This window comes from Polynucleobacter sp. 35-46-11, from assembly GCF_002281105.1.
Window position 1 is genome coordinate 1 of the sequence record NZ_NCFJ01000061.1, and the last position, 10,631, is coordinate 10,631.

At 45.1% G+C, this 10,631-nt stretch carries 13 protein-coding genes and 1 tRNA gene; 8 read left to right on the plus strand and 6 right to left on the minus strand.

Translation table 11 applies throughout. The annotated features are described in order from the left end of the window. Nucleotides 1-52 precede the first annotated feature (52 nt). From B7Y67_RS06780 to priA, 3 genes are all read left to right on the plus strand, one after another. Nucleotides 53-469, plus strand: a complete 417-nt coding sequence (locus B7Y67_RS06780; protein WP_293597987.1) for a F0F1 ATP synthase subunit epsilon — start codon at nucleotides 53-55, stop codon at nucleotides 467-469. A gap of 9 nt (nucleotides 470-478) precedes the next feature. After that, the gene (gene hemE, locus B7Y67_RS06785) at nucleotides 479-1,597 is read left to right on the plus strand and encodes a uroporphyrinogen decarboxylase (RefSeq protein WP_293597997.1); all 1,119 of its coding nucleotides are present in this window, start codon (nucleotides 479-481) and stop codon (nucleotides 1,595-1,597) included. Between the two features lie 260 nt (nucleotides 1,598-1,857). Next, nucleotides 1,858-3,990: a primosomal protein N' gene (gene priA / locus B7Y67_RS06790; protein WP_293597988.1), complete on the plus strand. Its 2,133-nt coding sequence runs from the start codon at nucleotides 1,858-1,860 to the stop codon at nucleotides 3,988-3,990. Here priA and gcvH read toward each other — a convergent pair. Next, nucleotides 3,987-4,379 (minus strand): glycine cleavage system protein GcvH, encoded by a 393-nt coding sequence (gcvH, locus tag B7Y67_RS06795; protein ID WP_293597989.1) that lies wholly within the window; start codon nucleotides 4,377-4,379, stop codon nucleotides 3,987-3,989. The genes priA and gcvH overlap by 4 nt on opposite strands. A 79-nt stretch (nucleotides 4,380-4,458) precedes the next feature. Between gcvH and B7Y67_RS06800 the strand changes: the two genes are divergently transcribed. Beyond that, nucleotides 4,459-5,091 (plus strand): MBL fold metallo-hydrolase, encoded by a 633-nt coding sequence (locus tag B7Y67_RS06800; RefSeq protein ID WP_293597998.1) that lies wholly within the window; start codon nucleotides 4,459-4,461, stop codon nucleotides 5,089-5,091. A gap of 33 nt (nucleotides 5,092-5,124) precedes the next feature. On the opposite strand, the gene B7Y67_RS06805 is transcribed toward B7Y67_RS06800, so the two are convergent. The 3 genes from B7Y67_RS06805 to B7Y67_RS06815 all read right to left on the minus strand — a co-directional run bounded on the left by B7Y67_RS06805 (nucleotide 5,125) and on the right by B7Y67_RS06815 (nucleotide 6,651). Further along, nucleotides 5,125-5,310: a hypothetical protein gene (locus tag B7Y67_RS06805; protein ID WP_088526654.1), complete on the minus strand. Its 186-nt coding sequence runs from the start codon at nucleotides 5,308-5,310 to the stop codon at nucleotides 5,125-5,127. A gap of 41 nt (nucleotides 5,311-5,351) precedes the next feature. Next, nucleotides 5,352-6,494, minus strand: coding sequence for a fatty acid desaturase (locus tag B7Y67_RS06810; protein WP_293597990.1), 1,143 nt, complete (start codon nucleotides 6,492-6,494; stop codon nucleotides 5,352-5,354). An 81-nt stretch (nucleotides 6,495-6,575) separates the two neighbouring features. Beyond that, a tRNA-Arg gene (locus tag B7Y67_RS06815) sits at nucleotides 6,576-6,651 on the minus strand. Between the two features lie 107 nt (nucleotides 6,652-6,758). On the opposite strand from B7Y67_RS06815, the gene B7Y67_RS06820 reads away from it, so the two are divergent. Then, nucleotides 6,759-6,995: a hypothetical protein gene (locus B7Y67_RS06820; protein WP_293597991.1), complete on the plus strand. Its 237-nt coding sequence runs from the start codon at nucleotides 6,759-6,761 to the stop codon at nucleotides 6,993-6,995. Between the two features lie 42 nt (nucleotides 6,996-7,037). Here the strand turns inward: B7Y67_RS06820 and rsmI are convergent, their stop codons facing one another. Continuing rightward, nucleotides 7,038-7,985 carry a 16S rRNA (cytidine(1402)-2'-O)-methyltransferase gene (rsmI, locus tag B7Y67_RS06825; protein WP_293597992.1) on the minus strand — a complete coding sequence of 316 codons (948 nt, stop codon included), beginning with the start codon at nucleotides 7,983-7,985 and terminating at the stop codon, nucleotides 7,038-7,040. 64 nt (nucleotides 7,986-8,049) lie between these two features. Between rsmI and B7Y67_RS06830 the strand changes: the two genes are divergently transcribed. The 3 genes from B7Y67_RS06830 to B7Y67_RS06840 are packed head-to-tail and all read left to right on the plus strand — an operon-like array spanning nucleotide 8,050 to nucleotide 9,704. After that, on the plus strand, nucleotides 8,050-8,652 hold the full coding sequence (locus B7Y67_RS06830; RefSeq protein WP_293597993.1) for a phosphoheptose isomerase: 603 nt from the start codon (nucleotides 8,050-8,052) through the stop codon (nucleotides 8,650-8,652). Nucleotides 8,653-8,679: 27 nt separating this feature from the next. Next, nucleotides 8,680-9,327, plus strand: a complete 648-nt coding sequence (locus tag B7Y67_RS06835) for a BON domain-containing protein (protein ID WP_293597994.1) — start codon at nucleotides 8,680-8,682, stop codon at nucleotides 9,325-9,327. A gap of 23 nt (nucleotides 9,328-9,350) precedes the next feature. Next, nucleotides 9,351-9,704: a c-type cytochrome gene (locus B7Y67_RS06840; RefSeq protein WP_293597995.1), complete on the plus strand. Its 354-nt coding sequence runs from the start codon at nucleotides 9,351-9,353 to the stop codon at nucleotides 9,702-9,704. Here B7Y67_RS06840 and B7Y67_RS06845 read toward each other — a convergent pair. Continuing rightward, nucleotides 9,701-10,360, minus strand: a complete 660-nt coding sequence (locus tag B7Y67_RS06845) for a GNAT family N-acetyltransferase (RefSeq protein ID WP_293597996.1) — start codon at nucleotides 10,358-10,360, stop codon at nucleotides 9,701-9,703. The genes B7Y67_RS06840 and B7Y67_RS06845 overlap by 4 nt on opposite strands. Nucleotides 10,361-10,631: the final 271 nt, after the last annotated feature.

A 10,631-nucleotide genomic window follows, 5' to 3' on the forward strand; every position in this document is an offset into this window, starting at 1 on the left:
TGAAGCCATCGAGAAAGCTAAGAAGCTTTAATCGAACTCATCTAGGGAAATTATGTCAACCATACGCGTCGATGTAGTAAGTGCTGAGCAATCTATTTTTAGCGGTGAAGCCAAGTTTGTTGCGCTTCCTGGTGAAAATGGTGAGCTCGGTATTTTGCGCGGCCACACTCCTTTGATTACACGCATTCGTCCAGGTTCAGTTCGTATTGAAAAAGCTGATGGTGATGAAGAGTTTGTGTTCGTAGCGGGTGGCTATTTAGAAGTTCAACCTGATCATGTAACTGTATTAGCAGATACTGCTATTCGCGGACATGATCTTGATGAAGCTAAAGCAAACGAAGCTAAGAAGCGCGCTGAAGAAGCAATGCAAAATCGTGGCACTGAATTTGATTTGGCATTAGCCCAATCAGAGTTTGCAATGGCGGCAGCACAGCTTGCAGCGATTGCTCGTTTCCGTCGTAAAAAGTAAAAGCCGGTCATCTCCTTGTTGTTAAATGATCGGTTTTTAAAAGCCTGCTTGGGCGAAGCGGTTGATCAAACACCGCTTTGGCTCATGCGCCAAGCTGGCCGCTATCTACCCGAGTACAACGCTACTCGTGCAAGAGCTGGAAGTTTTCTCGGCCTTGCTAAAAATCCAGCCTACGCTACTGAAGTAACGCTCCAGCCATTGGATCGCTATCCATTAGATGCGGCAATTTTGTTCTCCGATATTTTGACGATCCCCGATGCAATGGGTTTGGGATTGAAATTTACCGCAGGCGAAGGCCCTAGTTTTGATCACCCTCTTCGCACTGAAGAGGCGGTCAAGAAATTACGTGTTGCTGATATGGATCAGCTCAAATATGTTTTTGATGCTGTATCTGAAATTCGTAAAGCATTAATTCAAGACGGTAAGCAGCGCGTGCCATTGATTGGTTTCTCTGGAAGCCCCTGGACATTGGCTTGCTACATGATTGACGGTTCAGGTTCGGACGATTTTCGTCATGCAAAGACCATGATGTTTAGCCGCCCTGATTTGCTCGAACATATTCTTGAGATTAATGTGCAGTCGGTTGCCGCTTACTTAATTGAGCAGGTAAAAGCTGGTGCACAAGCATTGATGATTTTTGATACCTGGGGAGGCTTACTTCCTGATGGTTGGTATCAGCGCATGTCATTGGCAGCAATGCAAAAAGTGATTGCATTGCTTCCGCGTGAACATGAGAGTCGCAAGATACCAGTCATTATGTTCACTAAGGGTGGCGGTATTTGGCTAAATGATATGGCTCAAGTTGGGGCGGATGTCATCGCGATCGACTGGACCATGCGATTAAGTCGAGCTCGCAAGCAACTGTTAGAAATTAACAAGCCCTTGGCTTTACAGGGTAATTTAGACCCGCTCCTTTTATTTTCAGAGCCCAAGCAGATCGCTTCCGCTGCCGAAGGTCTTTTGGACGACTTAGCTAGTGCCCCGGCATTAAAACCCGGACTGCATGCGCTCGATGGACATATCTTTAATCTGGGTCACGGCATCAATCAATTTACCCCACCCGAAAGTGTGGCGGCTCTCTCTGAGACGGTAATCGCTAAGTCAAAAGCCCTGCGGGCAGTGCAATAAGCACAAGTAATTGCTAACTTTAGCCAATATTTCGGCAAAAGTTATGCACAGAAATGTGCAAAATTATAAATACAGTGAGATTCGGGAGAATTATAAACTTTCACCTTTAGTAATCAATGTAACTTACTGATTACTAAAGACAATATAGAAAATGCTAATTTTCTATACAAGATGATGCTCCTATAGAATGGCTATAGGAATATTAAAGAACAAATGATATCCACAGACTTATCCACAGGATAAGGTGAAAAATTTGCAAAATGACGCTTAAACCCATTGTTGTTCAGGTAGTGATTGATAAGCCCTTAGCTCAGGGCTTTGATTACCTATGGGATGCTGAAAAATTAGGCAAATTACCAGAGATAGGCAATGTGGTTGAGGTGCCCTTTGCAAGGACGATGGAAATTGGGCTTGTAATAAAAGTGAGCAATCACTCTGATTACGAGATAGAAAAACTCAAATCTGTTAATCGACTCGCCCCACTTCCAGTCTTCGATCCTGCACTATTGCGGCTGATGAATTTTGCAAGCCAGTATTACATCCATGCGCTTGGTGAAACCATCTTGCCAGTTATTCCACAGATGTGGAAAAAAGCAGTTAACTGGGAAAAAATTCCAGAAAAAATAGAGTCAGCAGAAAAGAAGAGTAAGAAAAAGATTGATACCGTAGTGGAAGGATTGATCACCCAAGATCAATTAAATCCAAATCAAAAGATTGCCTTGCAAGCATTATTGGCAGACGGTGAAAAAGAAAATCAATTTAGAGTGATCTTGTTGCAGGGTCAAACGGGGAGCGGAAAGACTGCAGTCTTTCTCAATTGGCTGGCAAGCGTCTTAAGTGATGAAAGCGCGCAAGTACTTTTGTTGGTGCCGGAAATTAATTTGACGCCGCAATTAGAGCGACGTGTAATAGCCTATTTTCCAAATAAAAAAATGGCGGTATTACATAGCGGTGTAAGTGAAAAGAAAAGAGGCATTGCTTGGTATGAGGCAATGACAGGCAATGCGCAGATTATTTTAGGAACGCGATTGGCGGCGTTAACGCCAATGCCAAAATTGCGCGCTATCGTAGTGGATGAGGAGCATGATCCATCGTATAAGCAACAAGATGGAACGCGCTACTCTGCAAGAGATTTAGCAATATGGCGGGCTCATGACGAAAAAATTCCGATTCTCCTGTCTTCAGCTACGCCATCGCTAGAAACCTGGTTAGCAGCTCAATCAGGCCGCTATGAATATATTCGATTGGATCAGCGTGCACAGGGTGCAAGCCTACCCAAGGTACATTTAATTAATACGCGTGACCCACAAAATCAATTTAGCCCGGGTGATATTGGTGTCCCCAAGCAAAAGAGCCTCATTACAAAAACACTTGCGAATGCTATTACCAAGTCACTTTCGGAAAAAAAGCAGAGTCTTATTTTGATTAATCGCCGAGGCTATGCTCCGGTGCTCAGTTGCTCAGCATGTAATTGGCTATCAAAATGCACTCAATGCTCAACCTATACTGTGATGCATAAAGCGGGAGCCTTGGGGCGACGACCAGTATTAAGTTGTCACCATTGTGGTTTGGTAAAGCCGATCCCACAATTTTGCCCGGACTGTGGAAATGCAGATTTAAAAACACTTGGCCATGGCACCCAAAAGCTAGAGGATGCTATCGAAGAAATGTGGCCAAAAGCTAGGGTTTTGCGTGTGGATACAGACTCCAGTAGAAAGAGTAAAGGAGCAGAGGCACTCTTTCAGGAGATACATGATGGCAATGTAGATATTGTTGTTGGCACCCAAATGATTGCAAAGGGACACGACTATCAGAACATTGGATTGGTCGCAGTATTAGATGCAGATAGTCGACTCTATGCGGCAGACTTTAGAGCCCCTGAAAGATTATTTGCACAGCTAGTTCAAGTTGCTGGACGCGCAGGAAGATCTAGTGCTAACGGTGAAGCTAGTGGCGATATTTATATCGAGACACAGTACCCAGAGTCGCCAGTATTTCAGTATTTATTGAGACATGACATTGATGGATTTTTAGCATTTACTGCTGGTGAGCGTGAGGAGGCAAAGTTACCGCCCTACTCTTATCAGGCCCTTATTCACGCTGAGGGTAAAAGCCTCGATAAGGCGATTCAGTTTTTGAATGAACTGAAGTCTCGCATGAAAAATAGAGGCATGATTACAAAAGAGCTGAAGGTCTATGACCCTGTACCAAAGCCCGTCATGAGAGTTGCTGGTGCAGAGCGCGCCCAATTACTAATTGAGTCGGGTAATCGCAAGGCGCTACAAGAAGCGCTTGAAATGATTGATCAAGAGCTGCGTCACGACTCCACTGGAAGAATCAGCAAAGAATCGCGCATTCGTTGGCTAGTAGAGCGCGATCCGATTGCTATTTAAGCGCCAGGGCCAGATTCGTATTGAGCAAGAGGCATCAACGAGTTGAGATCCACGCTCAATGATTCTGATGATATCGGTTTAATTTTAAAAAGCCAAACTGCATAAGGTTTTTCATTCACCACTTCAGGGCTGACATCCATCTCTTCATTAATGGCAACTACCTCGCCGCTTATGGGCGCATGAATATCGCTCGCCGCCTTAACAGACTCAATTGCAGCAATAGCCTCACCTTGTTTCACTTTCCGACCAATTTCTGGCGCTTGAAAAAACATGACGTCACCCAATGCTTCTTGTGCATGATTGCTAATACCTACCCATACTAGCCCATCCTCTTCGATGCTGGCCCACTCATGCGTTTCTGCAAATTTAAATGTATCTTGAGTTTTCATTGTTTATCCTGTGAGATGTATTCTAGCGTCTTTGCCATAAACTAGTGACCAATTACTTTAAGCCTTTTTATTTATGCCGATCGAATTGGGAATTGTTCCCGTTACCCCCTTCGAGCAAAACTGTTCGGTCTTGGTTTGCCAAGAAACTGGTGATGCAGCAGTAGTTGATCCAGGCGGCAATATAGATAAGATCTTGGAAGCTGTGCAACAAATGGGCGGCACCGTTAAAAAGATTTTGTTAACCCATGGCCATCTTGATCATTGTGCTGCGGCCAAGGACTTAGCCGATCAATTAGGGGTGCCGATTGAGGGCCCACAAATCGACGAGCAGTTTTGGTTGGATCAACTGCCTGAGCAAACTGCCCGGTTTGGATTTGAAAATGCAAAAGCATTCGTGCCAACTCGCTGGTTGGAGGATGGCGATCATGTACAGGTTGGTAATGTTGATTTTAAGGTTTTGCATTGCCCTGGCCACACACCCGGCCATGTAGTGTTCTTTGATAAAGAAGATCGTTTGGCTTTGGTGGGCGATGTACTTTTTGCAGGCTCGATTGGAAGAACTGATTTTCCTCGCGGCAACCACGCAGATTTAATTAATGCAATTAAGACAAAATTATGGCCATTAGGAGATGACGTACAGTTTGTTCCTGGTCATGGGCCTATGTCGACATTTGGCAAGGAACGCCAAACAAATCACTACGTTAAGGATTGATCAAGTCTGAGCGTGCGAAGTTGAATCGAAAAATTAGGTTTTTGCTGAACCGGTACGATGTGTGCGGTTATATAAACAGCTTGCACAAATCCAGCGTTGCTTTCGGTTGCTTGTCGGAATCCAGGTGCCACCTTCCAGACGCTTTTCGCGACTGCAAGAAGAGCAAAACTTAAGGCTCTGAGAGGTTTCTTGGGGGGCAGCTGGAGTCGAGGTAGTCATGGGCAATCCGGGTAAGCCAAATCTTGTACAGAAGATCTATTTTACCCGTTTTGTCCTGCTGGAGCAGGGCTTAGGACGACTCTGACCGAATCAGCTGTTTTATTACCATCAAAATCGAGCCAAGCCTTGTTTTCGAAGTCATAGAGCTTGCATTTACGGGCAGTATCAAAATACCAGGCCCAAGAGAACTTTTGCACAAAAATACGCTCTGGAAGGATAGTTTCGAGGGTATTTTGGGCTTCCTGGAGGCGATAAAGGGGAACGCTCATATCCACGTGATGAGCCGTATGCTCCATGATGTGGTGCATTAAAGAGCCCCAAATCCAATTAAACGTTAAATGCACTGTGGTCGATACAAAAGGCTGGGCGCGCAACCACTCAGATTTTTTGTCATACCAAGAAACCTTTGGGTGGGTATGGTGCACATAGACCACAAAACCGATCATGCCGTTCCAGAACAGGAAAGGAACAGCAAATCCGGTAATCAGGCCAAGCCAAACCGATTGGCCAGTGGCAAGCGCACCAGCAATAAGGCAAGCAATCCAGATAATGGCAAAGCCGGTTACCAGCAAATTGTCCTTCAGGAAAATTGGACGGTCACCTGGTTTGTTCTTGGCATTTGGGAAGTACTCACGTCTCCACCAAATTTCAATGAGGTAATAGAAAACCGGACCCCAGCCGCTACGGTAAAGACGCTCTAGGGCTTTACGCCATGCGGGTAGGGCATCAAACTCAGCTTTTGATAAAGGGGCCCAAACAAAGTCAAAGCCTTTGAGGTTAGTTTGACCATGGTGAACCACGTTGTGACCTACATCCCATAAGCTATATGGTGTTAAGGACGGCAAGAACGCAATGCGACCCAAGACTTTGTTGAGTTCGCGGTGTGGGGTGTAGCTTTGGTGGCAAGCGTCATGGCCCAAAATGAAGATGCGACCTGTAACAAAGCCGGCAACCAAACCCAAGATGATCTTGATGAGAATGCTTTCGACAAAAATGGTCCCAGCAATACAGCCTAGCCACAAAGCAGCATCTAATACTAAAAGCGCGATTGCCTTTACTGTTTCCCCCTCGGCCATTGGGATTAGCCAGCTACGGATGACTTTTCGGTGCGGCAATGGAAGATCAGGGGCCAAAGGATTGGCCAAAGATGGTTCAGAGAGTGCTGGATTTACGTGATTTGACATGATAAGAATCAATAAGTTAGGTGCAAATGATAGCCTTTTTCACAAATTGACGCATGATGTAGGTCAAAAACCCCCCTGTTTTGGTGCGCCCGGCAGGAATCGAACCTGCGACCCTTGGCTTCGGAGGCCAATACTCTATCCACTGAGCTACGGGCGCCAGTAGGGAATTCTCTAACCACGCTATTGTAAGTGCCTATACCCCTAGCGGTCTCGTTATAATTGGGGCAAAGTTAACCCTACAACCCGTCAAACGATAAAAGTCCTATGAGCGAAGCACACGGCAGTCTAATTAAGTCTCCCAAACAATTGATCATCATGGTATTTGCCAGCTTTTTTGTGCCCCTGATCATCATTCTTTTATTAATGGTGTTTGTAAATAATGGCAAGCGTGCAGATGCAGAGGCTTCTGCTGAGCAGCTCATTAAGCCTGTGGCGCAATTGAACTTCAAAGATGCTAGCGCGCTAGCGGAAACTAATGAAGCCGCCCCAGCCGCTAAATAATTCTTAGCACTCTCAAAAAAAGCTGGCTTTATGCCAGCTTTTTTATTGCCCTTCATTTTGATCTTTAGCATCGAGAGCCACTTGATAGGCTTCTTTTTTGGTGATCCCAAGTGCTTGAGAAAGCACGGCAGCAATCTCTTTGCTGCCTAAATGAGGGCTCAATGCATTAGCCCACAACAATAATGCTGAGTATTCCGGAGCCTTGTCCGAACTAGTTTGGCGACCTGCTACCAAAATAACAAATTCACCTTTTAGGCTCTCTGCTTTCTCAAGCCACTTTGGAATGTCTGCAGCGCTGAGCGTGACCAGCTGCTCAAATTTTTTGGTGAGCTCTCTGCCTACGAGCACTTGTCGCTTGGGCTCTAGTTCTTTGCTAAGCGTTATTAGTGTGTCGCGTATTTGATGTGGCGATTCAAAAAAGATGCTCGTTTTTGAACTGCTTCGCATATCTTGAATAAGGGCCCCGCGCTCTTTTGCCTTGTTTGGCCAAAAGCCGAGAAATTGGAAGCGCCCTTCTGATGACAACATGACTGAGCCGCTAGCGGAGATAACAGAGGACACTGCGCTAGCCCCTGGAACAGGAATAATTCGAAAGCCGGCTTTTTGAACCGCATTAACTAGTCTTGCGCCTGGATCAGAAACGCCTGGGGTGCCCGCATCCGATATGTAGGCCCAGCGTTCATTTTGGGAAAGGTGTTGAATGATATTTTGAGCACCAGCAATTTCGTTGTGCTCATGCAGGGCGACGCATTTCTTATGAATGCCGAAGTGTTGAAGCAAGGACGCGCTATGTCTGGTGTCTTCACAGGCGATGCCGTCTACGGAATTAAGCACGTGCAGAGCGCGCAATGTAATGTCTCCCATATTGCCAATAGGAGTGGCAACCATGTATAGGGCCCCTGCTGGTAGATCCTGCTGTTTTAAAAAGTCAAAGGAGCTTAATTCCATGGGGCAATCTTTTGCAAAAGAGATATCAACAGGTAAGAGCATACGTCTCTTTTGAATTCAGGGGCAGCATAGACATCTTGCACGTACTTTGGCGCATAATAATATGATGGATAAAGATACCCTCGAACGTTTGCGCGCTCGCGCATCCCAACATTTCTTAGACAGCATTGCTGTAAAGCAAGCAGCTGAAAAAATACTTCCTGAGCAAGTTGCGCGTGGCATAGTCGCAATGACAGACTGTCTGCGTGCAGGCGGAAAAGTAATGGCTTGCGGTAATGGCGGATCTGCTGCAGATGCGCAACATTTTGCTGCTGAGCTGATTGGTCGCTTTGAGAGAGAGCGACAAGAGTTGGCTGCGATTGCATTAACAACTGATACCTCAATCTTGACTGCGGTAGGAAACGATTACAGCTACGATGAAATTTTTAGCAAGCAAGTGCGTGGCCTTGGAAAAAAAGGCGACATCTTGATCGGCATCTCCACCTCAGGAAATTCAAAAAATGTAGTCAAGGCAATTGAGGCTGCCAAAAAGATGGGGATAAAAATTATTGCTCTGACTGGTAATGGCGGCGGAAAAATTGCAAGCCTATTGGATGCAGATGACATCCATTTATGCGCGCCCTCCACTCGTACTGCTCGCATCCAAGAAACACATTTGGTTCTACTTCATGCCCTATGTGATGGCGTAGATCATTTATTGCTCGATTAATAGATTCACTAATTAGAAAGTTCGTATATGCGAAATACACTCACCATCAAACTCTTTGCCGCACTTTTGATTTCATCATTCTTGTCTGGTTGCGGGGTGTTAGCTGTTGGTGGTGTTGTGGCGGGCGCGAGTGTTATGGCTGATCGTCGTACACCAGCTGTACAGGCAATCGATAAGGGGATTGAGCTTGAGGCTGGAAATGCGCTGGCTAAGCGCTATGGCGATGATGCACATATCAACGTGACCTCATTTAATCAAAAGGTATTGTTGACTGGTGAAGCAAAAGACTCCGATATTAAAGGCCAGGCCGGCGCTTATGTAAAGTCAATGAAGAACGTACGTTCCGTCTTTAATGAATTGGCCATTGGTCCAAACAGCACCTATACAGCTCGCGCGAATGATGCGTTCCTTGAATCTAAAATAAAAGCACAAATGATTTTTACGGACAAGTTGCCATCCAATTCGATGGCGATTGTTGTTGAAGGTGGTAGTGTTTATTTAATGGGAATTCTGACGCAGAATGAAGCAGCGATTGCTAAGAAATTAACGAGCAATATTGATGGCGTGAAAGATGTTTATGCCTATTTCGATATTATTTCTGATGCAGAAAAATCGCGCTTAGAAAAACAAGGCAAGGCAGATGAGACTCAGCCTAACTCAGCACCAAAACAGTAAAACTATTTAATGCGAGATGTGCAATGAATTTTGCGAAGCAATATTTGAAATTATTTTTGCTCACCGTCCTCACCCTGCTTTTATCTGTAAGTGCGCACGCAACAAGCGATGATGCAAAGGCATTCAGACTTGCAAAACAGAACGCTTGCTTGGGATGCCATGCGGTAGATAAAAAAATTGTGGGCCCCGGCTTTCAGGCTGTTGCAAAAAAATATGCGAACGATCCTAGCGCAACAGTATTTTTAAAAAACAAAATTATTAAAGGTGGCTCGGGATCTTGGGGCGTTGTGCCAATGCCAGCAAATGCGAAGTTAAGTGATGCCGATACATCTTTATTGGCGGGCTGGATTTTGCGCGGAGCGCCTAGCGCAAATTAAGTTGGGCGAATGACAGGCTTGCCTAGAAACCAAGCCCACACAGCATTCGAACGCTTAAGATTTTCTTTCAGCGCATAGTCAAAGTCAGCCCATTGCTCATTGGCGACTTCTTCAACAATCGTACCCGGGTTTGCGGGTGGCAATTTTAAGTAAGCATCTGCATCGCCATAGGCATATTCAACGCGCATGCCAGCTTTTTGAGCTAGATGCATCATGGCTCTATTGTTTGCCAGGCAATGCACAAACAAGGTTTCAATGCGAGTGTTGCGTGAGTGAACTGAGGCGCGCGCCAATAAGGCCGTGCCTATACCCTGTCCACGGCCATCAGTAAGTACGGATACCCCAAACTCAGCGGAGTTTGGCTGACCTTTAGTTCTTGGCAGGTACGCTAAATGCGCCATGCCAATGAGGTTCAGATGGGAGTCAAAACTACCAAACACCGTATCTCTATTGAAATCTAGGCCCTCTACATAATGATGAATAACCTCATTAGGGGTCTGAGTACCAAAGCGCAAGCGTCGATCCTCTTCATTTAGTAGCAATAGGTGATGCAGGATTTCATTCCTATGGCCTGCATGTAATTCGCGCACAGGAACTGCCAAGCCCGCTGTATATAGCTTGCTGGGTGAGTGACTATTTGCTAATTTATTGTGCATAGCAATATATTAGCAGAAATCATCAGAACTTACAGGGTTTTCCCTAGGTAATTGGGTTAAGGCAAAAAAGCCAATAAAGCAGGAAAAAACGACCCCAGTCAGCCTGTATTTTTCAGTCAAACCCATAAAAATCCATCTTTTTAAAAAAATATTGAAAATATTTCCAATCGCTATCTCTTTGTTTTTAATGAATTTATTTAAAAAGTAAGAAAAAACTTCGCTTTTTTATAGAAAAAGACTACGAAAGGTGTTGACAGACCCAAATCAGTAG

What these genes read in the sequence shown, in the direction of transcription:
- B7Y67_RS06780 (WP_293597987.1), top strand. Translation starts at nt 53, where the DNA reads ATGTCAACCATACGCGTCGATGTAGTAAGTGCTGAGCAATCTATTTTT.
- priA (WP_293597988.1), top strand. Translation starts at nt 1,858, where the DNA reads ATGACGCTTAAACCCATTGTTGTTCAGGTAGTGATTGATAAGCCCTTA.
- gcvH (WP_293597989.1), bottom strand. Translation starts at nt 4,379, where the DNA reads ATGAAAACTCAAGATACATTTAAATTTGCAGAAACGCATGAGTGGGCC.
- B7Y67_RS06805 (WP_088526654.1), bottom strand. Translation starts at nt 5,310, where the DNA reads ATGACTACCTCGACTCCAGCTGCCCCCCAAGAAACCTCTCAGAGCCTT.
- B7Y67_RS06810 (WP_293597990.1), bottom strand. Translation starts at nt 6,494, where the DNA reads ATGTCAAATCACGTAAATCCAGCACTCTCTGAACCATCTTTGGCCAAT.
- B7Y67_RS06820 (WP_293597991.1), top strand. Translation starts at nt 6,759, where the DNA reads ATGAGCGAAGCACACGGCAGTCTAATTAAGTCTCCCAAACAATTGATC.
- rsmI (WP_293597992.1), bottom strand. Translation starts at nt 7,985, where the DNA reads ATGCTCTTACCTGTTGATATCTCTTTTGCAAAAGATTGCCCCATGGAA.
- B7Y67_RS06830 (WP_293597993.1), top strand. Translation starts at nt 8,050, where the DNA reads ATGGATAAAGATACCCTCGAACGTTTGCGCGCTCGCGCATCCCAACAT.
- B7Y67_RS06835 (WP_293597994.1), top strand. Translation starts at nt 8,680, where the DNA reads ATGCGAAATACACTCACCATCAAACTCTTTGCCGCACTTTTGATTTCA.
- B7Y67_RS06840 (WP_293597995.1), top strand. Translation starts at nt 9,351, where the DNA reads ATGAATTTTGCGAAGCAATATTTGAAATTATTTTTGCTCACCGTCCTC.
- B7Y67_RS06845 (WP_293597996.1), bottom strand. Translation starts at nt 10,360, where the DNA reads ATGCACAATAAATTAGCAAATAGTCACTCACCCAGCAAGCTATATACA.